The sequence below is a fragment of the Gemmatimonadales bacterium genome, from assembly GCA_036265815.1.
Taxonomy (GTDB): Bacteria; Gemmatimonadota; Gemmatimonadetes; order Gemmatimonadales; family GWC2-71-9; genus CAVVWJ01.
Window position 1 is genome coordinate 1 of the sequence record DATAOI010000101.1, and the last position, 20,813, is coordinate 20,813.

Here is a 20,813-nt window from a genome sequence, read left to right on the forward strand (position 1 = left end):
CGATCTCCATGGCGAGCTGTGAGAGTGCCTCGGGCACCAGCCAAGGCCGGGCGAACGCGCTCAGGCGGGAGCGGCTCCCCGCCAGCACGGCCCAGTCGTCACCGGTCAGGACTTCGAGGCCAAGGGTACCTGCGACGCGGACCAGGGCCTCGAGAGCTCCCTGGTCCAGTCCGGTCAGATGAAAGGCGAGGGGGTGGACGCCGCCGGAGGCGGCCGCCGCCAGTCCCTCCTCCCAGCCGTGGGCGCGCAGTGTGTCGCGCACCCCCCGCGGCGAGTGGAGCGCCAGCGGCGTGACATTCACGCGCCGGCGGGTTCGGCCGGCGGCGCTCCGAGAATCGGCGCGCGGGTCGGCGCGGCGCTCGGCTTGGCTGGGGTTGGCGTCGCTGCCGGCGTGTCGCTGGGCGGCAAGGTGCTCCTCGGCGAGAGCGGCAGATTCTTCAGCAGCCGGTCCAGATCTTCCCGGTCGATGGTCTCCCGCTCGAGCAGCGTGGCGGCGATCCGGTCGAGCAGGTCGCGGTTCTCCGACAGGATGGTGGTGGCGCGGGCGTACGCCTCATCGATCAGCCGCTTCACCTCATCGTCCACCATCTGGGCGGTGCGCTCGGAAATCTCCCGCCGCTGGGCGAACTCCCGGCCGAGGAAGATCTCCTGCTCCTTGTCGCCCACCGCGAGCGGGCCGATCAGCTCGCTCATGCCGAACTGCGTTACCATCCGGCGGGCGAGGCCGGTGGCGCGCTCGATGTCGTTGCCCGCGCCGGTGGTGACTTTGTCGGCCCCGAAGATGATCTCTTCGGCCACCCGGCCGCCGAAGAACATCGCCAGGCTGCCGATGAGCCAGTCTTTGCTGTAGTTGTGCCGGTCCACCTCGGGCAGCGAGGCGGTGAGGCCTAGCGCCCGGCCGCGGGGCACGATGGTGACCTTGTGCACCGGGTCGCTGCCCGGAATCTTGAGCGCCACGATGGCGTGTCCCGCCTCGTGATACGCCGTGAGCTTCCGCTCGTCCTCGGTCAGCACCAGGCTCCGGCGCTCGACGCCCAGCATGACCTTGTCCTTGGCGTCCTCGAAGTCGTGCATGTCCACCAGAGTCTTGTTGCGTCGGGCCGCGAGCACGGCGGCCTCGTTCACCAGATTGGCCAGATCGGCGCCGGCCATGCCCGGCGTCCCCCGGGCGATGGTGTCGAGCCGCACGTCGGACGCGAGCGGGATCTTGCGGGTATGCACCCGCAGGATGCCCTCCCGGCCCCGCACGTCCGGGGCGTCCACCACGATCTGCCGATCGAAGCGGCCCGGCCGGAGCAGCGCCGGGTCGAGCACGTCGGGCCGGTTGGTGGCGGCCACCAGGATGACGCCGTCGTTCGACTCGAAGCCGTCCATCTCGACCAGCAGCTGATTGAGGGTCTGCTCCCGCTCGTCGTGCCCGCCGCCGAGGCCCGCACCGCGGTGACGGCCGACGGCATCGATCTCATCGATGAAGATGATGCAGGGCGCGTGGGTCTTGCCCTGCTCGAACAGGTCGCGCACCCGGCTGGCGCCGACACCGACGAACATCTCGACGAAGTCGGAGCCCGACATCGAGAAGAACGGCCGGCCCGCCTCGCCGGCCACGGCCTTGGCGAGCAGCGTCTTCCCGGTACCCGGCGGGCCCACCAGCAACGCGCCCTTGGGCAGGCGGCCGCCCAGCCGGGTGAACTTCTGAGGATCCTTGAGGAACTCGATGATCTCCTGCAGCTCGACCTTGGCCTCGTCCGCGCCGGCCACGTCGGCAAAGGTGATCTTCGGCGTATCGCCCGCCAGCAGCTTGGCCTTGGATTTTCCGAACGCGAAGGCCCGGCTGCCGCCGGCCTGGAGCTGGCGCAGCAGGAAGAACCAGAGTCCGAGAATCACGATCCAGGGCAGCGCCGCGATGATGATGGCGGTGATGCCACCCTTCGGCTCCTTGGCCAGAATGGGGACCCCGGCGTCCTCCAGCCGCTTGATGAATGCCTCGCTGTTGGCCACCGGCAGCAGCACCTGGAAGCTCTTGGCCGAACGGCCGTCCTGGCTCACCGGATTGCGGAAGTCTCCCTCCAGGCGCTTCCCGTCGTACACCTCCACGCGCGCCACGTTGCCCTGATCCAGCTGCCGGCTGAACTCGGTGTAGGAGAACTCCTGCGTGGGGCTGCGCTGACGACTCATCATCTGGAACAGCGCCAGCGCGAGCAGCCCCACCAGCAGCCAGAGGGCCAGGTTCTTGCTCAGGTTGCCCCAGTTGGTGCGCGGGGGTCGAGTCGGGAGTCGGTCTGCCATTTATTCCAAGTCCGCGATGAACGGAAGGTGACGAAAGTCTTCGGCATGGTCGAGACCGTACCCGACCAGAAATGCCGGCGGCGCCCGGAATCCGACGAAGCGGAGCTCCGAGCGCACCTCGGTGGCCAGCTCCTTGTCCAGGAGCGCGCAGATGGCCAGGCTCCTGGGTTTGCGGGGGCCCAGCAGCGCCATCAGGCGCGCGAGCGTTTTCCCCGTATCAATTATATCCTCGACCAGCAGGATATGTTTTCCCTCCAGGCGGGTCTCCGGATCATACAGAAGGCGGATCGTCCCGCTGGAGGCCTTTCCCGCGCCGTACGAGCTCGCCACCAGGAAGTCGATCTGGATGGGACGCTCGATCTTCCGCACCAGATCGCTGAGGAAGATGAAGCTTCCCTTGAGCAGTCCAAGCACCAGAAGATCGCCGTCCGGGTAGGCTTCGGTGATCTCGGCACCGAGCTCCTCGACCCGGTTGGCAATCGTTGCTTCGTCGAACACGATCGATTTGACCGGCCGGCCGCCGGTGCGGCGGAGGACTTCAGGCGTACTCGGCATCGACGCGAATGGCCTCCGTTCCGCGGGCCGGGAGGAGGGCGTCGGAGCGGCAGACGCCTGGAATCCAGACTACATCGTCCTGGCGCGCGAGGACCGGCCACTCGCCGCGCTTCGTCCGGGGGACGCGGGCGTCCTGAAAGCAGCGGACGATCAGCCGGCGCCCCACGCCCGCCAGCGGACGGACCTTCTCCCCTGGCAGCCAGCGACGGATGGCGAGCGCCTCGGGTGCGAACCATGCACTGAGGCTGGCCCGGGGCTGGAGCTCCGGCGCGGTCTCCCTGGCCCAACGGATATGCCAGCCGCCCCACGACCCTTCACCGCTCTCACCCTCGAGCATCCACGGCTCGGGCGGGACGATGTCCCCACCGGTGCGGAGGAGACGCAAGCGGCCGAACGCGAGCTCGGCCCTCCACCCGCCGCCCAACGGCACCAGCGCGCCGCTCCCCCCACGCCGAATCAGCTCCATCAACCGTCGCGCCCGCACCGGCCCCAGCCGGCAGCCCACCCGGCGAGCCGCCGCCATCAGCACTGTCTCGGCCAAGGCTGAATCATATCCGGCCAGCGATCCACCAGCAACGGAAATTCCACCGTCCTCCGAGCGCGGCTCGAGGCCGGGGAGCAGCTCGAGCACGGCATCCCACGCCGCGCGATCGCGCGAGGCGTGGGAGCCCACCCGCGCGAGCGCCGCATCGACTTCCGGCAGGCGGGTGCGCAGCTCCGGCAGGAGCTCGCACCGGACCCATGAGCGCAGATGGCGCGGATCGCGGTTGGCAGGGTCGAGCCACACCGGGAGGCCGGCGTCCCGCGCATGCCGCACCAGCGCCTCGCGCCGGAAGGGGAGCAGTGGACGAACCAGAGTGCCGCTCACCGACGCCATTCCCGCGAGTCCCGCCGGACCCGAACCGCCCAGCAGACGCATCAAGATGGTCTCGATCTGATCATCCGCGTGATGCGCCGTGAACACGACCGCAGCCCCACGGCGGCTGCGCACGGACTCGAGCCAGGCATAGCGCGCCGCCCGGGCCACGGTCTCTCCGGCACGCTGCCCGAGGTTGCCGCGGGCGCACTCGAAGGCGAGGCCTCGGGACGCTGCGAACGCTTCCACCGACGCCGCCACCTCGCCGCTCGCGGGGCTGATCCCGTGATCGAAATGCGCCACCACCAGCGTCAACCCGTGTAGATCCGCGGTGCGCTGCAGGAGATCGAGCAGCACGACGGAGTCGGGTCCGCCCGAGACGGCCACGAGGGCTCCACCCTCCGGGAGATCCAGCGTGCGGAGATGTTGCCGAAACTGGGTGGGGAGATCCATGCTGGAAGGTAAGGCGTCGGAGAGCGGGTGTGGCGGGGCAGGATGGTTCCGTCTCCGTCGGCCGTTTCGGCCACGGAAGGCGCCAACTCGCCAACTTACTTGATGTGCTGCGCTATATCTGACTATCTAGTAGGCACTTAAATCAGTTGACCAGAACGGCCGTGCGGTCGCCCCGATTGCCGTTGGCCTGCGACTCAGTACGTCGTGGTGCCCAGGCAGCTCAGCAGGCTGTCCGCCCGCTGTGCCATCGGCGGGTGCTCGGCGTCCGTGGCGAGGGTCGAGCGATGCTGAAAGAAGCGGATCGCGGCCACCACCGCGTCGGGCCGGCTGTGGTGCAGCGTCCGGACCGCATAGCAGTCCGCGGCGAACTCATAGGAGCGAAGGGTGGAGGCTGGCGTCGGTGAGGCGTTCAGGCCGAACCCGCGCATCCGCGCATGATGAAAGGCCAGGTGGCCCTGTTCGTGGGCCAGGAGAAACGCCGAGAGCGCGGGACCGACCTGGGCCAGGAGAGTCGGGTTGAAGAGAATCCTCGGCCGAGCACTGTCGTAGATCGCCACCGCCGCGTCGGGCAGATCGAATCGGGGCAGCACCTCTGCCCGCGCAATGACTGCGGTGTCGGCCGTCGGAACGGGATGCACGATCGGGCGGGAGACCAGCCCGCCGTTGCCGGCCAAGGCCAGCTTGAGGCCGACCGCAAAGGTGATGGCGGGGAGGACCAGTAGTCCGGAATGGCCGCGCATGCCGGATTACGTGGCAAGGGGCATACCGCGGCTAAACCCTACTAATTCACACTGAGGCGTGCGGTTGCGTAGCGGACCGGCAGCGGCGTCCGCAGCCGGGCGTCACAATTTGCCCGGCCCCCGGCAACCCGCGGCCGGTGGCGGTGGCGCGGCTCAGCGCACGCCGTCGCAGAACCGGCTTACCCGCCCGCCGGGACGGAGGTCTTCCGGAGGACCTCCACGGAACTCGAAATGGTCGTCGAGCAGAACCCGGCGCTTGAGCAATCCGGCGTAGCCGTGCCTGGCGAGCAACCGGTCCGCCACTCGGCGTGCGACCGTCGATGCCGGCTCCCACCAACCGGATCGGATCTCAGGGTACATGTGCCCGAACTTCGCTTTCAGCTTCGCTTCGCGTGTGAGACCCATGACTCCCTCCTGGTTAATCCTTTGACTCCCGATCCGTCGACCCGAATCCGCCATCCGCATCCGACCGGTCTACTTCCCGGCGAAGACGCTCGATGTCCTCCGTGACCTGGTCGACCCGAGCCTGCAGCTCCTCGGCGCGTTGAATCCCCTGCTCCGCTTCCCGTTCCCGCGCGGCCAGCCGGTGTTCCCGCTCGGCGCGCTCCTCGTCGGCGGTGTGCTTGCCCGCGGCGGCATCCGTCGACCTGCTCAAGCCGGCCGGGCCGCCCGGCTCCCGCGGCGATGAGCCTCGGAACTCGAAATGGTGCGGGTTCAGCGGCCGGCCAGTACCCCTCACAGCGCCAGCGCCAGGGACCGCCAGCACCCGCTCCGTCATCGTGGCGGCCGAGGTCCACACGTCGGGCTCGAGCTGCGGATAGAGGGCCCGGTACTCCGCCCGAAGGCGTGCCTCACGCGTGGTAACCGTCTGATTCATGATGGGCAGATGAGTCGCAAGAACGGTACTGAAATCCAGGCCGGCTGACCAGGGGTGCTGCACCGGCCGATCGCGGACCGCAGCATACTGCAGTGGTCTCTCATCTCGGCTTCGACCATGTCTGGTTCTAGCGCGCCCGCCCGCCGGAGCGCAAGGGTCGCATCCTGATCCGGAGCCGGCGGTTGAACTCCCGCGCGGTGGAGTTCGCTGAAGGGTTCCGGGGGGTCACGAGTCGGAACGCGGTCCAGAGACGGAGGCGCGAGGGACCTACTGGCGAGTGAGGTGGATCTGCTGCCACAGCCCAGTGAGAAAGTTCTCCATCGTGGGGTTGTGGAGCAGATGCAACACCAGGACGACGGCGCCCAGCGTCACAACCATTGCCAGGAGGGCTCGCATGTCACTCCGCCAGGCGGCGGCGCCGCTCTTCCAGCCGGAATGCGCGCCGGGCCTCGTGCGCCGCGGCCGATGGCACGCCGCGAAACTCGAAATGGGGCCGGTCAAGCACCCGATCACGCGTTGCCGGCCCCACGAGCCCGCGCGGCTTCAACCCGACGATGAGATCGGTCATCACGGCCGCGGGGTGCCACTCGTTCGCGGGAATCCCCGGGTACAAGTGAGCGAACTCGGGTTTGAGCAGGGCCTGCCTGACGTCAGTCCTCACGTGTCTCCTCCGCGCTCCTCTACTCTCTGCCGAGAAGCAGCCCGCCACTGGTGTACTCCCCGACCTTGCGCCGACGATCCCAGAGCTCGATGACGGTCCGGTCCCACAAGCCCACCGCCTTGCTGTACGCCACGTACAGCCGCTCCAGCTCGTATGCCAGCGCTGTGCCGGGCGAAAGCGCTTCCGGCCCGATGCGCGCCACCAGCAGACCGGGGGCCACCTCCCGCACCTGCGTGGCGATGTGCAGGCGCTTGAGATCATGCACCGCCTGCTGCACCCGGACGTCGGTGGGCATCCGGTCCTCCACCCGAGCCCGAACGGGCGGCCTGCCAGAGACTGAATCGGACCCCGAGCCGCGTGAGGGGGGCGAGGGTTCCGCCGGCTCCTCGGCGACATCGATGTCGAGGCGGCGTCTGACCGGCGTCGACCGAAGGTCATCAAGTAGTACCTGGCGCTGTTCCCCCTCAGCCAGCCGGATGCGCTCACCGACTCTCTGGTCGGCACTCGAGTGGCCGGACCAGGAGGCCAGATAATAGTCTCCGGCCGGGAGGTTCTCGAACCGAAAACGCCCCTGCCGATCCGCGGTGGTCATCAGGTGAAAAGGGGCCGCTCGCGGGTCCACCGGCTCGAGCGACCGGCCGCCGACGACCTCCTCGACCCACCATTCCGTGGAATACGAGGTCACCGGAGCGAGGATCACAATCTTGCCGCGACCCGGCCTGACCTGGTCGCTCTCGATCTGGAACAGGACCTGGCCGGCGATCTCCCCGGTACCCCGTCTGGCATACGGAGCGTACTCGGTCGCGTCGAAAGCGGCCTGCCGCGGAGCGGGAGGCGGAGCGTTGGCCGCGCAGCCGGCCAGAGCAACGAGCAGGAATGGCCCGAGCGCACACGCGAGGTGAGCTGTCATGGAGACTTTAGTCTAGTCCGGGCCGGGCCGACCGCCAAGGCGCGCTCTGGCGCGTTCTCCTTCCATGCCCTACCATGGAGCATCCCCCTCAGGTCAGTAGCTTCTCGTGGATCGCGCTTTCGACTCCGGGAACGGCCTCCCGACGGCTCTCGTCATCGACGACGAGCCGGAGATACGACATTTGGTGCACCGGATCCTCGAGCCCGATATCTGCCGGGTCATCGAAGCGGGCGGCGGCGAGGAAGGGCTCCGACTGCTGCAAGCCGGCACTCCCGTGGTGGACATCGTCCTCACCGACCTGGTGATGCCCAATCTCGACGGCTGGGACGTGATCGATACTCTGAGCGAGTATCGGCCGGACCTTCCGGTGCTCGCCATTTCGGCGTACGCCGGATTGGACCAGCGGAGGCTGTCCGAGCGGCTTGGTACCCAGGCACTCGCTAAGCCTTTCGACGTCGACGCGCTCCGGCAGACCGTGTCGGCCATACTCGCCGAAACCCGGGTCATGCGCGAGCGCGCGGTGCAGATGCGGGCCTTTGCCCGGCAGGTGAGCGCCGCCGGCGCTCGGGTCCGCGAGGAGAATGGCGCCCGGCTCGCCCGGATCAGTGATCTGGTGATCGCCGCCTGGGAGATCCACGCTCTGCTGCACCCGCGGAGCTAAACCGCCGCCTCCCGGGACTCGACGGCCGGCGAGTCCCTGATCATCTTCCTGGCACTCGTGATTACAGGAGAGGCAACGGCGTGAGCGTGAATGAGCGATGGACTGCCGCCCGGCTCGACCGCCGGGCGGTGCCACGCGTGGAGTACCGGCGGACGGCGCCCGCCCTGCTCGAGCTCGAGGGCTACCGCTGTGCGGTCCGAGACCTCGGATTCGGCGGGCTTCGGGTCGAGCCCGCGCCTGCGGGACGAGTCTGGGAGTGGGATCAACTGGTCACCGGTACCCTCCAGCTTCGGACCGGCGAACGGATCGCGATTGCCGGCCGGATCGGCCGAGTCGATCGCGCCGGCCTGGCGATCTTTCCCGACGGCGACGAGTGGCCCTCCGCGGCGGCGATCATGGCGGAGCGGACCACCCTGCTCCAGCGTCACCGCGAGCGCCGGTCCGCCCCCCGCCTGCCGATTCCCGCGCCCGCCGCCGGGGTGCCCGGGCCGGGCACCCCCCTCCGTGATGTGAGCGCCACGGGACTGCGCTACACCCTGAATCCCGGCGAGCCTGCGCCTGCGACCGGCAGTCGGATCGAGGGTTCGCTCCGGGTGGATGCAGAGACCACGATCGAGGTGCGCGGCCAGGTGGTGCGGCACGCCGGCCGCGAAATCGCGGTCGCGTTCGACCCGCCCGGTCTCGATCCGGACCTCCTGCTCCTCCTGCGGCAACGATTCTTCCCCGAGGCCAGAACGGGCCACTCGCGTCTCTAGCCGCCAGGCGCGCTCAGCTCAGCTCGATTCGCACCTGCAGCGGATCGCCCTCCACGCCGAGCAGGTTCGCCAGGGTGCGGCTCCCGTGCCGGCGGAACTGCAGCGCCACACGAGAGCCTCCCACCGCCAGACCCGTGACCGTCGCCTCATTCAGAAAATCGGGCAGCACCGGGTCCCTGATGTGAAGGATCCTGGCCGGGGCCTCCGCGTAGATCCCCAGCAGCGCCTGCAGCAGCATGAAGAGTGAGCCGGAGGCCCAGGCCTGGGGAGAGCAACTCACCGGATAGCCCACCGGCCCCGCGCCGATCCGCCGGGGCGTTCCGCAGTACAGCTCGGGCAAGCGCTGGAAATCGGTATGCACGCCCGCCTGATACAGCGCGCTCACCACCGGGAGCGCCGACCGGGCATGTCCGTGCAGCGCCATCCCCAGCACCAGGATGGCGTTGTCGTGGGGCCACACGGAGCCGTTGTGGTAGCTCAGCGGGTTGAACACGGGATGCAGCGCACTCAGCGTTCGGATGCCCCAGCCGGAGAAGAAATCGGGTGCCATGAATCGCGCGGCGAGCCGCGCCGCCTCCTCGCTCGAGGGCACCCGGCTCCACAGCAGATGACCGGCGTTGGTCGTGGCGGTCGGGATAGGACGCTTCCGTCCGTCGAGCGCGAGAGCGAAGGTGCCGAGCTCCTCCAGCCAGAATGCGCTGCGGATCCGCTCCCGGAGCTCGCCCGCCTCCCGCCGCAGCACGGCCGCCCGCTCGGGCTGACCCATACTCTGGTACAGCTCCGCCATCCGGATCTTCGCGTCGTGGACATAGCCCTGGACCTCGACCAGCGCGATGGGGGCCTCGGGGAGCCGCCCGTCGGGAAACGGCACCCCATCTCCAGAGTCCTTCCAGCCCTGATTCACCAGCCCCTTCTCCGAAGTGCGGGCGTACTCCACGAACCCATCCCCGTCGACATCCCCGTAGCGGTCGATCCACCCCAGCGCCGCGTCCGCGTGGGGCAACAGGGCACGCACCAGCTCGGCGTCGCCGGTCCAGCGCCAGGTCTCGTGCAGCAGGATGAGCCAGAGGGGCGTCGCGTCGATGCTCCCGTAGTAGGGCACGTGGGGGATCTCGCCGCTCCGGGCCATCTCACCCCGCCGGAGCTCGTGCAGGATTTTCCCGGGCTGCTCCTCGGTGTACACATCCACCCGCTGCCCCTGGCGGCCGGCCAGATAGCGGAGCGTGTCGACCGCGATTCCCGGATGCAGCGGCAAAGCCTGAAGCGAGGTGATGACCGAGTCGCGGCCGAAGATGGTCGAGTACCAGGGAATGCCCGCGGAGATCACGGCATCTCCGTCCACCTCGACATAGAGGGCCCGAAGATCGGCGGTGGCGCGGCGGAGCAGATGGTCGAAATCGTCCACGTCGGTAGCCCACCGGCTGCATTCTCCGGTCCAGGCATCGTAGGACTGAATCAACCCGGCGCGGCATTGGTCGACGCCGCGCACCGGGAAGGCGAGCCGCCGGTCGGCGTCCTCCGCGTGGACCTCCCACTCCAGCTCGACCTGGCGCTCGCCCCGGAGCTGCAGGTCCCACCGGGCGGTGGTCCCCGCCAAGCGGTCGGGCGGGTCGCGGAACCGAACTACGCTCTGCACCACCCGGCCGTCGCGGCCGCGATAGGAGAAGATGACTTCGTTACCCCGATACTGGGGCGCGAAATACTCCCCCCGGCCGGCCCGCTTCCAGCCCCGCACCTCGAAGATGTCGGCGAAGTCGCATCCGAAGGTGACTTCCATCCAATAGTCCAGCGGGGAGCCGAGGTAGCTGGTCAGGGTCAGCCGCTCCGCCAGGCGGTCGGCGAGCACCAGCTCGCGCCGGATGTGAATCACGTTCTTGGGATCCCAGGGATTGCCCCCGAATGGAATGTCCTTGACCGCGAGGTCGATCTGCGCCCCATAGGCGGACGGGGCCTCGGCCGAGAGCAGGACCGGGGGACCGCCGCACACGGCGAGGTGGTAGTGGCTGAGGATGCGGGTGTCGTCGTGAAAGAGGCCCAGCGAGCAGACGCCGGCGGGCGCAATGTCCCCGTGCGAATTCACCAGCAGGAACAACCGGTCGTGCTTGAGGATGAGCGCGTGCTCGTCGAGGACCTCATGGGCGCACTCGATGGCCGGATAGCCAACGGCCTCTTGCATCGAAACCGTGCGGAGGCGGTCGACCGCCCGATTCCCGGGATTGGGGGTGATCGGCGCGCCAACCCGGCTCATGCCGCCGTGATCGGCAGGCGGTCGGTCCGCCCCGGCTTCGCCACGAGCGACCGGTACAGCACCTCGTACTCCAGGAGCATGCGCTCCCGGCTGAAGCGGCGCAGGGCCCGTGCCCGCACCCGCCGGCGGTCCAGCTGGTCCACCGCGCCGCCGGGCCGGATCAGCTCGGCCATTTCCTCGGTCGACCCGGCGATGAACCCGGTGATGCCCGGCTCGACCAGCTCAGGAACGCTGCCCCGGGAAAAGCTCACGACCGGGCAGCCCGATAGCATCGCCTCGATCAGAATCAGCCCGAACGGCTCGTTCCAATCGATCGGCGCGAGGAGGGCCCGGGCATTCCGCAGCAGCGGCACTTTCTGCGCGGTGCCGATACAGCCGAGGGTGGCCACGTGCGGCTTCCGAAGCCGCGGTACCACCTCACTATGGAAATACTCCTGGTTGGGTGGGTGGACGTCTCCGGCGACCCGGATCGCCACCCCGGCGAGCTCTGCGGCATCGATGGCGGTGTGAAGCCCCTTCTCTCGCGCGAAGCGACCCACGAAGCAGACGTAGGGCTCGGGATCGGCGGTCCAGTGGTAGCGGAGGGGATCCAGTCCGTGGTGAATCACGACGCTCTCCGCGACCCCCGGCTCCCGGCGCCGCTGGTCGGCGGAGATGGCGACAAAACGCACCTCGGGAAAATGTCGGTAGTAGGCGGAGAGCGTAGCGTCTTGCGCGTGGTGCAGCGTGTACACCAGCGGGAGGTGCGTGGTCAGCCGGGCCAGCGCAAGCGCGGCGGCCGAGTGGGCATGAACCACATCGTACTCACCGTCCGCGATCTGCTGCATCGCCCAGGACACGTGGTTGAGGTCGGTGAGCGGCTCCGGGGGCCACTGGCCGTGGGGGTAGAGCGATCGCAGCCGGGCCCGAGTGTGCGAGTCACCGGTGCCGAACAGGGTGACCTCGTGGCCGCGATCTAGCAGACCCTCCACCAGCTCGTACACCACCAGCTCGGTCCCCCCGTAGTCCCGCGGCGGCACGGGCACGAAGGGAGTAGAGAGCATCGCAATATGCATACTGGCCATCCTGAGTAAAACAAGGCACCGGGCCGGAGAACTCGGTGTCCCAGGGTGCCGATCTCTGGTGGACGTCTACAACTATACACACATGTCCGCGCCGCGGCGGTAGGGCCGTGAGGAGGATCACGGTGGCCGCACGCACGGAGGACGTATGTGTAGTCGCATGGATCCGGCCTCGAGGCATGACGCCCGACTTCGGGCTGGGCGCGAGACTCGAGAGACGCGCAAGCAGCGGGTACTCACCCACGGAACGCCATCGCTCACCCGAACGATCGCCCACGCGATCGTCCTCAAGGACAGCGATCTCTTTCTCGTCACCGAGAGGGACGGGAGTGTGCCGGGCGCCGGAGACCATGGGCTCGGACTCTATTACCACGACACCCGAGTGCTCCGGACGTACGAGCTCCAAGTCAACGGCCAGTCGCCCGTGGCGCTCGGATCCGTCTCCTCCGTCGGCTATCGGAGCTCGCTGCAGCTTACCAATCCGGAGCTTGGAGCGCGGCCCGGACCCGTCATTCCGCGGGAAACCCTCGGCATCGAATGGGCCAGAGTGCTCGATGGCCAGGCGCTGGTCCTGAGTGACACGATCACCATTCGCAACTGGGGCCGGGTACCCGTAGAGCTCGACGTCGGGCTCCGCTTCGAAGCGGGATTCGAGGATGTGTTCCAGGTCCGCGGCCTCCTGGGGGAGCGCCTCGGACAGGAGGATGCGCCAGAGTGGGCGGATGGAGTGCTGCGGTTCCGCTATCACGGCCGGGATGGACTGTTCCGCAGCCTCAGCGTGTTTCTGCCAAGCACACTCGTTCCGGACGGCCCTAACGGGGCCGCCGCTTCGATCCGGCTGGAGCCGCGGGCCGAGGAGCGACTCAAGCTCCGGCTCGAGGTCCAAGAAGGCCCCGACGAAGCGACGGATCGCATGGCCCCCCAACCACACGACCTGGCCGGCCCGCGGCCGGGGTCCCCCACACGCCCATCGGATGCCTGGCCCGGCGGCATAGCTCGAGTCGACAGCGATAGCCTCGCCCTCAACCAGACGCTGACTCGCTCCTTTGCGGATCTGCAACTGCTGAGAAGCACGATTCGGGACCATGACTTCATCGCCGCGGGCATTCCCTGGTTCGCCACGCTCTTCGGACGGGACAGCCTGATCGCCTCACTGCAGCTCCTTCCCTACAACAGCCGGACGGCAGCGGAGACGCTCCGCCTGCTGGCGACACTGCAGGGCACCCGGGTCGATGACTGGCGGGACGAGGCGCCCGGCAAGATCCTCCACGAGCTTCGGGTCGGTGAAATGGCCCGCTCCGGCGAGATCCCCCACAGCCCCTATTACGGCACGGTCGACGCCACACCGCTGTTCCTCATACTGCTGGCCGAGTATTGCCGGTGGACCGGAGACCTGGAGCTGTTCCTGGAGCTGGAGGACCATGTGCGGAGGGCGCTCGAGTGGATCGACCAGTACGGCGACCACGACGGGGACGGTTACGTGGAATACCGGAGCAACTCCGAGCACGGGCTCATCAATCAAGGCTGGAAGGATTCGGGTGACGCGATCGTGGACCAGCGGGGCGCCATCGCGGAGCCGCCCATCGCGCTGGTGGAAGTGCAGGCCTACATCTACGCGGCCAAAGTCGGGATCGCCGAGCTCTACGCCAGGCGGGGTAATGGGGATCGCGCCGAGCAGTTGCGGCGCGAGGCCGACACTCTGCGGTCCCGGTTCAATCGTGATTTCTGGGTCGAGTCGCTCGGCTACTACGCCCTGGCGCTGGAAGCTCGCAAGCAACCTCTGCGGGTGGTCTCCTCCAATCCGGGGCACGCCCTCTGGTGTGGCATCGCTGACTCGGACAAAGCCGGGCGGGTGGCTCAGCGACTGATGGCTCCGGACATGTTCAGCGGATGGGGCGTGCGCACCTTGTCGGCGAGCTCACCGGCTTATACGCCCATCGGGTACCACCTCGGGACGGTCTGGCCGCACGACAGTGCCTTGGTGGCCGCCGGCCTCAAGCGCTACGGATACGCGCCGCAGGCCCGCCGAATCCTCGATGGCATCGCCGCCGCGGCGATGGATTTCAAGCACCATCGTCTGCCCGAGCTCTTTACCGGTTTCTCCCGCGGGCGCTACGGCGCGCCGATCCCCTACCCCGTGGCCTGCCACCCGCAGGCCTGGGCGGCAGGGTCCCTGCCCTTCCTGCTTGCCCAGCTCCTCGGCCTCCACCCAGAGGCGTTCGAGAGCCGGCTGCGCATCGTGGATCCCTGGATGCCCGGGTTCGTCGACATGCTGGAGCTGACCGGTCTCCGGGTGGGGAGCGCGACGGCCGACCTTCGCTTCGAGTCCGCCAAGGCCGGCGGTGAGGGCCCGGCGAAGGTCCGGGTGCTCAGGATCGAGGGCAACCTGGACGTTCGCGTCGAGTCGTCCACCGACGTGGCGATGGAGAGGAGTGCCTGAGCATGCTGCGGCGCGAGCGAAAAACCGTGGTGGTAACCGGGGCGTCGGCCGGCGTGGGTCGGGCAATCGCCCTCGCCTTCGGTCGGCGCGGCGACCGGGTCGGCCTGCTCGCCAGAGGGACTCGCCGGCTGGAGCAGGCGCGCGCCGAGATCGAGGAGCTCGGCGGCGAGGCGCTGGTGCTGCCGGCGGATGTGGCGGACGCGAATGCCGTCGCCAAGGCGGCGGCAGCAACGGAGGAGCGGTTCGGCCCGATCGACGTGTGGGTCAACAACGCGATGGTCTCGGTCTTTTCCCCGGTCAAGCAGATGCGCCCCGAGGAATATCGGCGCGTGACCGAGGTGACCTACCTGGGAACGGTCTACGGCACGCTCGCGGCGCTGGACCGGATGCTGCCACGGGACCACGGCGTGATCCTTCAGATCGGCTCGGCCCTCGCCTACCGCTCGATTCCCCTCCAGTCCGCGTACTGTGCCGCGAAGCACGCGATCCAGGGCTTCACCGAGTCGCTCCGGTCGGAGCTGTACCACGACCGGAGCAAGGTGCGGGTGACGATGCTCCAGCTGCCGGCGGTGAACACGCCCCAGTTCGACTGGGTGAAGAGCCGGCTTCCCCTGAAGGCGAAGCCGGTCCCGCCGGTGTTCCAGCCGGAAGTGATCGCCAGTGCCGTGGTGTGGGCCTCGGAGCACAAGCGATCGGAGATGTACCTGGGATTCTCCTCGGCCAAGGCGATCGTGGGCAACCGGATCATACCGAGGCTGCTGGACCACTATCTCGCGCGGGTCGGCTATTGGAGCCAGCAGACCGACGAACCGGAGACTCCCGATCGGCCCGACAACCTGTGGCAGCCGGTAGAGGGCGACTTCGGCGCGCACGGCCGGTTCGACGCGATCGCGCGCGGCCGGAGCTGGCACGTCTGGCTCTCCGAGCACCGGCGCGGCCTCGCGCTCGCCGGAATTGCGGCCCTCGCGGCAGGTGCGACGCGTCACCTGAGGAGGTGAGCCATGGCAGATACGGTCAGCGACTTCCTGCTCGAGCGCCGGGTACGAGGGCATCGCGCCGGTCGAGCTGCCGGTGTGGTGGCTCTCCAGCAAACACGAAAGGAAGCTGCATGGTCCCGACCGAAGTGGCCGAAGCGAGCATGTCTGACGCCGAACGGATCGCCCGAATAAAGCAGGCGCTCGGAAAATGGCAGCTCGACGCGCTGGTGTGCGCAATGCCGTCCAACGTCCTGCTCCTGACAGGCTACTGGCCGGTGGTGGGTACCAGCATCGCCGTGTTCACGCGGGAGGGCGCGGTCGGCCTCGCGCTGCCGGAGGACGAGCTGGATCTCACCGGAGCGTCATGGGCGGAAGTCCGGGAGACGTTCGCACCCGGCTCTCTCGAGATGTTGGCGCCTCTGTCGGAGGTGCTCCGCCACCCGCTCGCGCGCGTCCTGCGCCGACTCGGCGTGGGGCGCGGACGGATCGGCTACGAGCACGGACCGATGCTCGAGCCCAGCTCGTATGCCGGCACCAACCGCTACGCCGCCGCCATCCCGGCGCTGCTGGTAGCGCTGTCCCCCGCGGCGGTGCTGGTCGACGCCGATGAGGTGCTGCGGAGTTGCCGCGCGGTGCTCACCCGCCGTGAGCTGGCTCGGCTCCGGCGGGCCTGCCGGGTGGCGGGCGCCGCGTTCCGGTCCGGCGCCGCCACCATCGGCACGGGCGCTCGCGAGCGGGAGGTGGCCGCGGCGTTTCGGCTGCCGCTCGAAGCGTATGCCGATCAGGAGCACGACGCGCCAGTCCGGGCCGGTGGCTTCACCTGGTGCATGGCAGGGCCGGATGCGGCGCTCGCCTACCGCTCGTACGCCCGGAGCCGCAACCGGCGCATCGGGAATGGCGAGACGGTGATGGTGCATTGCAATTCGTTCGTGGACGGCCTCTGGACCGACATCACCCGCACCTACTATCCCGGTCTGATGGACGACCGCGCCCGGGAGCTGTTCGATGCGGTGCTCGCGGCCCGCCGGGCAGCGCTTGCAGCGATCGCGCCCGGCGTGCCGGCACGCGAGGTCGACCGCGCGGCGCGCGACGTGCTCGCCCAGCACGGGCTGGGTCATTCCTTCCCCCATGGGACGGGACACGGCGTCGGATTCGCGGCGATCGACCATCAGGCGACGCCGCGGATTCATCCGGCGTCGGAGGATGTCCTCGAGAAGGGCATGGTCTTCAACCTGGAGCCCGCGGTGTATCTGGAAGGCTGGGGCGGGGTGCGCCACTGCGATATGGTCGCCGTCACCTCGGATGGTGCCGAGCTGCTCACGGCTTTCCAATCAGGACTGGAGGAGCTCGCGCCGAGACTCGCGGCGTCCCGCGATGCGAAGACACGGCAGCTCGTCCGCTGACGAGGAGCCGTGTCTCGATTCGATCTCTGACCCCGAGCTACGGTTTCGAGCTGCTGCTATCCTTCATCTTACTGGTGTCGGCCGCGGCGCCGGTGGTGTCCCCCATCTGCACGTGACCGCGCGCCTTCATAGCTGACTTGGTTGCCGCCCAGTCGATGCCGCCATGACTGGCACAGCCGTTACCCTTCTTGGCGGCGTTCGAGCCGTCCTTGCACACCACGGTGTCCGCCGAGGCCGTCACGCCTGCGGCCCCGCTAGCGCGCCTGGATGAGTCGGCGGTGGGTCCGGTCTGAACGCCCGGTTTGGCCTTGAGCGCGGTGTCACTCGGCGGGCCGTTGTACTTATAGCCGCCCTGCCCTGCCTTACCCGTGGTATCGGCGGTGGAATCGTTCCGCTGATATCCCTGATATGCGCCGGTGTCGGGCTGGGCCATGGCGCTGGTGTCTTTGGGCGGCGCATTGGTAGGCTGTTGCGCCCTGAGCGCCGTGGGCGCACCCAGCGCGAGCATGCCGAGCAGCGCCAGATACGGGGTGGAGCGAGAATAGATGCCCATCTTGGATTCTGCCTCCCTTCGTGGATCTCCCCATCGGAACTGCCGAGTGGATGAGTCGACGATTCTCCTCTCCACTCGTTCTCCAGTGTCTCGCGCGTAGCGTACAGCGAGGCTCCTGACCCCGCTGTGATCCGGGTCATGCTCGAGGCTCAGTTCGCAGAATCAACTCTCTAGAGGGATCGAGTGATGTGCGGTGGGGCGTCGGCATGGCCGCTCCGGATTCCGAAGGCGGCCATGCCTGGCTGAGACATCACATGAGATAACGCACTACAAGTTCTTACCCAACAGCAGCTTGTCAGCTCTGAGCCTGCTGGTGCGCCTCCACGAACCAGAGCCACTGATCCACGCCGCGGGAGATCTCGGTCAGGATGTCAGCGCTGTCCGCGTCCTCCAGCTCGTTCATCTCCTCGATCCCCACGCGCGCCGTGCGGCCGAATCCCGCCAGCGCCCCCGACAGTGCGGCGACGTGCTCCGCGCCAGTGGAGAGCGTCAGCGGATAATCCGGCAGCGTGGACCGCTCTGCGACGACCCCCACCGTGCCCTCGGCGATTCCTCCGAGCTGCACCACCCGCTCGGCGAGCAGATCCACATACTCCTCGACCGCCTCGTTCACCTCGTCGAACAGCTTGTGCAGCGCGATGAAGCTGGGCCCCTTCACGTTCCAATGAGCCTGCTTGCACTGCGTCTGAAGGTCGATGGCATCGGCGAGCCGCTGATTGAGCAGACCTACCGCCTCCCGCCGGCTCGCCTCCGGCAGATCGTTCTTGGTGCGATAGAGCTTGGTGCTGGCGAAGCGGGTTTCCGAGGCGTTGCGCGACTCGGCCGCCGGCTCCCGCCGGGGTGTGATGGTGCGGGCCATTGGAACATTCTCCTTGTCGAATGGTCCCAGCCCAGCATGGGCCGGGAATGTCATAGCATGAGCCAGGTCGAGCGGCGGCTCCAGGCACTGTTACTCAAGGAATCTGACCAGCTCGGCGGCCACTTGGTCTCCGTGCGTCCAGAGAATGCCGTGCGGACCACCCTCGATGGTCACCAGACGGGCTCCCTTGATGGCCTTGGACAGCGCGAGGCCGGTGGCGGCGAACGGCACGATCCGATCGGCGTCTCCCTGGATGACCAGCACCGGCACGTCCACGCGCGGCACGTCCTTGCGGAAGTCGGTCATCCAGGTGGCGACGCAGTCGTGGGTGGCGATGGCGGACGCCGCGACCGCCACGGTCCAGCTCTGCTGGACCGCCTGGTCGCTGATCAGCTTCCCGCCCAACACGTCGAGGTTGTAGAAATCCTTGAAGAAGCCGGAAAGAAACGCCGGGCGATCGGCCTCCACCGCGGCCGCGATCCCTTCGAAGACCTTGGACTCGACGCCAGCCGGGTTATCCGGGGTCTTGAGCACCAGCGGAACGATGGGCGAGATGAACACCGCCTTCCGCACCCGCTCCGAGCCGTAGCTGCCCAGGTAGCGAGCCACCTCGCCGCCGCCCATCGAGAAGCCGACCAGCGCGGCATCGCGCAAATCGAGCTCGGTGATCAGCTTGTGCAGGTCCTCGGCGAAGGTGTCGTAGTCGTAGCCCGTGGCCGGCTGGCTGGACCGGCCAAAGCCACGCCGGTCGTAGGTGATCACGCGGTGGCCGGCGGCCAGGAGGGCCCGGGTCTGCTTCTCCCATGAGGCGCCGTTCTGGGCAAAGCCCGGAATCAGGACGACCGACTTCCCCGCGCCATGGTCCTCGTAATACAGGTCTATGGGGGTGGAGTTCTCCTGACCGACGGTGACGTAGCTTCGCAGGTCGTGTGCGCTTGCGGTGGGCATCATATTCCTCCGTCCGAAATCATACCACACGGAAACCGATCCACACCAGGTGAATCTAGGTGGATACGGTCCCGCCCGCCGTGGCCGTGACGGCTTCGATACCTCCTCCGCCGGCTGGCTGGGCGGCCATCAGGGCGATACTCTCCCCATCGCCCGAACCTCCCGCGTGGTGTTCGGCTACTCCGCCACCTTCTGCACCGGAAACTCCCCGGTCACATCGGTCGACGCGACACTTCGCACCGCCACCGTCGCCGGCGATTCGGGCGACAGCGAATCGGCCAGCGCCCAGGCGAACGGCAGCGTGGCGAGCACCAGGAGTCCCGCGAGCCAGAACGGCACCCCCACTCCGAAGCGGTCGATCAGGAGCCCGGCGGCGATCGGGAACAGGACCCGCGATACGCCACCGAAGGTGTGCTGGACCCCCATGTAGAGGCCGCGCTCATTGGCCGGCACCGCGCGGGACAGGAGGCCGGTGACACAGGGGAAGAGAAAGGCGGTGCCGAGCGGCATCAGGGTGAAGCCGAGGAAGAGGAGGGCGCCGTGTGAGGCGAGGCCGGTGCAACCGAGGCCAGCCGCCAGCAGGACCAGCCCCAGTCGGGAGAGCCGCGCCTCCCCCAGAAAGTCCACCGCCCGGCCCAGCAGCAGCGATCGCACCACCACACCCATGCCGCCCAGGTACATGATGAAGTAGCCGATGTTCCGCTCGGTGATCCCCAGCCGGCTCATGAGCAGGAGCGGCACGACCTGGATGGTACCGTAGAAGGCTCCGATCCCGATGGTGTAAACCCAGATGAGCCGCGACGCCGGCTCGTGCCAATGGGAGAGGACCCGGCCGATTGCCTGCCGCGGGCGAGTACTCGACGTGGCGGCGTGGGATCCCGACGGGAGCTGGCGCGACTCGACCAGGTAGCGAGCGGCGAACGCCGCGACCAGGAGCGCCAGCGCCGCGGCACCCAGGCCGGGCGCCGCCCTCCCCCCCAGCGTGATCATCGCCGAGCCGAACGCCGGCCCGGCCACGGCACCGAGGCTGGTCACGGCGGAAAGCCATCCCAGGCTCTTGGTGCGCTCCTCCGCGGACGAGGCATCGGCCACGTACGCCTGCACCACTCCGATGGTGCCGCCGCCCAAGCCCTGCACCAGACGGCAAAGGAGCAGGAGAGGCACCGACCCGGCGAACGCAAAGATGACGTACGCGCAGCTGGTGAGGAGCAGCCCGGCGAGAATGGCGGGACGGCGCCCGTAGCGGTCGGAGAAGCGGCCCCACACCGGCGCCACCACCAGCTGGGCGACCGAGAAGGCCGAGACCAGCAGCCCCACGACCGTCGCGCTGGCCCCCAGCTCGGTGGCGTAGAACGGCAGCAGGGGGAGGATCATGGTGAGCCCCACCATGTCCACGAACGCCGTCACGAACAGCACCAACAGCCGGGCCATAGGTTGTGGTCTCCTGATTGGTGGCGAGTAGTATCGCACCATCACGTCGCGAAACGAAAGACGCCCGGAGAGCCGAAGCCGCCACGCGAGGCGTCCAGGTGGACGACGTCTCACACGGTGTGGTATTTGTATGCCTTGA

General features: G+C 68.3%; 21 protein-coding genes. 5 read left to right on the forward strand and 16 right to left on the reverse strand.

All coding sequences use genetic code 11. The features are described 5' to 3' along the window. The 10 genes from VHR41_19245 to VHR41_19290 form a co-directional block, all read right to left on the reverse strand. Nucleotides 1-301 (reverse strand): hypothetical protein (locus tag VHR41_19245; GenBank protein ID HEX3236334.1); only part of this gene is annotated, 301 nt, incomplete at its 3' end. Further along, on the reverse strand, nucleotides 298-2,286 hold the full coding sequence (gene ftsH, locus VHR41_19250; GenBank protein HEX3236335.1) for an ATP-dependent zinc metalloprotease FtsH: 1,989 nt from the start codon (nucleotides 2,284-2,286) through the stop codon (nucleotides 298-300). The genes ftsH and VHR41_19245, both read right to left, overlap by 4 nt. Next, entirely contained in the window at nucleotides 2,287-2,841 is a 555-nt protein-coding gene (gene hpt / locus VHR41_19255; protein ID HEX3236336.1) for a hypoxanthine phosphoribosyltransferase, read from the reverse strand. After that, entirely contained in the window at nucleotides 2,825-4,150 is a 1,326-nt protein-coding gene (tilS, locus tag VHR41_19260; protein HEX3236337.1) for a tRNA lysidine(34) synthetase TilS, read from the reverse strand. Before tilS ends, hpt begins: the two co-directional genes overlap by 17 nt. A 194-nt stretch (nucleotides 4,151-4,344) precedes the next feature. Continuing rightward, on the reverse strand, nucleotides 4,345-4,890 hold the full coding sequence (locus VHR41_19265; protein ID HEX3236338.1) for a hypothetical protein: 546 nt from the start codon (nucleotides 4,888-4,890) through the stop codon (nucleotides 4,345-4,347). Between the two features lie 153 nt (nucleotides 4,891-5,043). Next, complete coding sequence (locus VHR41_19270; protein HEX3236339.1) at nucleotides 5,044-5,295, reverse strand: hypothetical protein; 252 nt, start codon at nucleotides 5,293-5,295, stop codon at nucleotides 5,044-5,046. Nucleotides 5,296-5,308: 13 nt separating this feature from the next. Continuing rightward, entirely contained in the window at nucleotides 5,309-5,767 is a 459-nt protein-coding gene (locus VHR41_19275) for a hypothetical protein (protein ID HEX3236340.1), read from the reverse strand. Between the two features lie 267 nt (nucleotides 5,768-6,034). After that, entirely contained in the window at nucleotides 6,035-6,163 is a 129-nt protein-coding gene (locus VHR41_19280) for a hypothetical protein (protein ID HEX3236341.1), read from the reverse strand. A 1-nt stretch (nucleotide 6,164) separates the two neighbouring features. Then, a complete protein-coding gene (locus tag VHR41_19285; GenBank protein HEX3236342.1) occupies nucleotides 6,165-6,428 on the reverse strand; it encodes a hypothetical protein in 264 nt (87 codons plus the stop codon). A 19-nt stretch (nucleotides 6,429-6,447) separates the two neighbouring features. Continuing rightward, nucleotides 6,448-7,338, reverse strand: coding sequence for a carboxypeptidase-like regulatory domain-containing protein (locus VHR41_19290; protein ID HEX3236343.1), 891 nt, complete (start codon nucleotides 7,336-7,338; stop codon nucleotides 6,448-6,450). A gap of 106 nt (nucleotides 7,339-7,444) precedes the next feature. Between VHR41_19290 and VHR41_19295 the strand changes: the two genes are divergently transcribed. Then, entirely contained in the window at nucleotides 7,445-7,999 is a 555-nt protein-coding gene (locus VHR41_19295; protein HEX3236344.1) for a response regulator, read from the forward strand. Between the two features lie 80 nt (nucleotides 8,000-8,079). Then, complete coding sequence (locus VHR41_19300) at nucleotides 8,080-8,754, forward strand: PilZ domain-containing protein (protein ID HEX3236345.1); 675 nt, start codon at nucleotides 8,080-8,082, stop codon at nucleotides 8,752-8,754. 13 nt (nucleotides 8,755-8,767) lie between these two features. Here the strand turns inward: VHR41_19300 and VHR41_19305 are convergent, their stop codons facing one another. Then, nucleotides 8,768-11,002 (reverse strand): glycogen debranching N-terminal domain-containing protein, encoded by a 2,235-nt coding sequence (locus tag VHR41_19305; protein ID HEX3236346.1) that lies wholly within the window; start codon nucleotides 11,000-11,002, stop codon nucleotides 8,768-8,770. Next, nucleotides 10,999-12,057 (reverse strand): glycosyltransferase family 4 protein, encoded by a 1,059-nt coding sequence (locus VHR41_19310; GenBank protein ID HEX3236347.1) that lies wholly within the window; start codon nucleotides 12,055-12,057, stop codon nucleotides 10,999-11,001. The genes VHR41_19305 and VHR41_19310 overlap by 4 nt, the downstream gene beginning before the upstream one ends. A 154-nt stretch (nucleotides 12,058-12,211) precedes the next feature. On the opposite strand from VHR41_19310, the gene VHR41_19315 reads away from it, so the two are divergent. The 3 genes from VHR41_19315 to VHR41_19325 all read left to right on the forward strand — a co-directional run bounded on the left by VHR41_19315 (nucleotide 12,212) and on the right by VHR41_19325 (nucleotide 16,883). Further along, nucleotides 12,212-14,503 carry a glycogen debranching N-terminal domain-containing protein gene (locus VHR41_19315; GenBank protein HEX3236348.1) on the forward strand — a complete coding sequence of 764 codons (2,292 nt, stop codon included), beginning with the start codon at nucleotides 12,212-12,214 and terminating at the stop codon, nucleotides 14,501-14,503. A 2-nt stretch (nucleotides 14,504-14,505) separates the two neighbouring features. Further along, nucleotides 14,506-15,501, forward strand: coding sequence for an SDR family oxidoreductase (locus VHR41_19320; GenBank protein HEX3236349.1), 996 nt, complete (start codon nucleotides 14,506-14,508; stop codon nucleotides 15,499-15,501). A gap of 110 nt (nucleotides 15,502-15,611) precedes the next feature. Then, on the forward strand, nucleotides 15,612-16,883 hold the full coding sequence (locus tag VHR41_19325) for a Xaa-Pro peptidase family protein (GenBank protein ID HEX3236350.1): 1,272 nt from the start codon (nucleotides 15,612-15,614) through the stop codon (nucleotides 16,881-16,883). Nucleotides 16,884-16,920: 37 nt separating this feature from the next. Here the strand turns inward: VHR41_19325 and VHR41_19330 are convergent, their stop codons facing one another. The 4 genes from VHR41_19330 to VHR41_19345 form a co-directional block, all read right to left on the reverse strand. After that, entirely contained in the window at nucleotides 16,921-17,436 is a 516-nt protein-coding gene (locus VHR41_19330) for a hypothetical protein (protein ID HEX3236351.1), read from the reverse strand. Between the two features lie 295 nt (nucleotides 17,437-17,731). Continuing rightward, the gene (gene dps, locus VHR41_19335; GenBank protein ID HEX3236352.1) at nucleotides 17,732-18,295 is read right to left on the reverse strand and encodes a DNA starvation/stationary phase protection protein Dps; all 564 of its coding nucleotides are present in this window, start codon (nucleotides 18,293-18,295) and stop codon (nucleotides 17,732-17,734) included. 90 nt (nucleotides 18,296-18,385) lie between these two features. After that, nucleotides 18,386-19,246 (reverse strand): alpha/beta hydrolase, encoded by an 861-nt coding sequence (locus VHR41_19340; GenBank protein HEX3236353.1) that lies wholly within the window; start codon nucleotides 19,244-19,246, stop codon nucleotides 18,386-18,388. Nucleotides 19,247-19,420: 174 nt separating this feature from the next. Continuing rightward, nucleotides 19,421-20,674 (reverse strand): MFS transporter, encoded by a 1,254-nt coding sequence (locus tag VHR41_19345; GenBank protein HEX3236354.1) that lies wholly within the window; start codon nucleotides 20,672-20,674, stop codon nucleotides 19,421-19,423. Between the last annotated feature and the right edge of the window lie 139 nt (nucleotides 20,675-20,813).

Bases quoted from the DNA above. Each gene is read 5' to 3' on its own strand.
- VHR41_19315 (HEX3236348.1), top strand. From the start codon at position 12,212: ATGTGTAGTCGCATGGATCCGGCCTCGAGGCATGACGCCCGACTTCGG.
- VHR41_19330 (HEX3236351.1), bottom strand. From the start codon at position 17,436: ATGGGCATCTATTCTCGCTCCACCCCGTATCTGGCGCTGCTCGGCATG.
- VHR41_19270 (HEX3236339.1), bottom strand. From the start codon at position 5,295: ATGGGTCTCACACGCGAAGCGAAGCTGAAAGCGAAGTTCGGGCACATG.
- VHR41_19320 (HEX3236349.1), top strand. From the start codon at position 14,506: ATGCTGCGGCGCGAGCGAAAAACCGTGGTGGTAACCGGGGCGTCGGCC.
- dps (HEX3236352.1), bottom strand. From the start codon at position 18,295: ATGGCCCGCACCATCACACCCCGGCGGGAGCCGGCGGCCGAGTCGCGC.
- VHR41_19275 (HEX3236340.1), bottom strand. From the start codon at position 5,767: ATGAATCAGACGGTTACCACGCGTGAGGCACGCCTTCGGGCGGAGTAC.
- VHR41_19310 (HEX3236347.1), bottom strand. From the start codon at position 12,057: ATGCATATTGCGATGCTCTCTACTCCCTTCGTGCCCGTGCCGCCGCGG.
- VHR41_19345 (HEX3236354.1), bottom strand. From the start codon at position 20,674: ATGGCCCGGCTGTTGGTGCTGTTCGTGACGGCGTTCGTGGACATGGTG.
- tilS (HEX3236337.1), bottom strand. From the start codon at position 4,150: ATGGATCTCCCCACCCAGTTTCGGCAACATCTCCGCACGCTGGATCTC.
- VHR41_19265 (HEX3236338.1), bottom strand. From the start codon at position 4,890: ATGCGCGGCCATTCCGGACTACTGGTCCTCCCCGCCATCACCTTTGCG.
- VHR41_19340 (HEX3236353.1), bottom strand. From the start codon at position 19,246: ATGATGCCCACCGCAAGCGCACACGACCTGCGAAGCTACGTCACCGTC.
- hpt (HEX3236336.1), bottom strand. From the start codon at position 2,841: ATGCCGAGTACGCCTGAAGTCCTCCGCCGCACCGGCGGCCGGCCGGTC.
- VHR41_19280 (HEX3236341.1), bottom strand. From the start codon at position 6,163: ATGCGAGCCCTCCTGGCAATGGTTGTGACGCTGGGCGCCGTCGTCCTG.
- VHR41_19290 (HEX3236343.1), bottom strand. From the start codon at position 7,338: ATGACAGCTCACCTCGCGTGTGCGCTCGGGCCATTCCTGCTCGTTGCT.
- VHR41_19325 (HEX3236350.1), top strand. From the start codon at position 15,612: ATGGTCCCGACCGAAGTGGCCGAAGCGAGCATGTCTGACGCCGAACGG.
- VHR41_19305 (HEX3236346.1), bottom strand. From the start codon at position 11,002: ATGAGCCGGGTTGGCGCGCCGATCACCCCCAATCCCGGGAATCGGGCG.
- ftsH (HEX3236335.1), bottom strand. From the start codon at position 2,286: ATGGCAGACCGACTCCCGACTCGACCCCCGCGCACCAACTGGGGCAAC.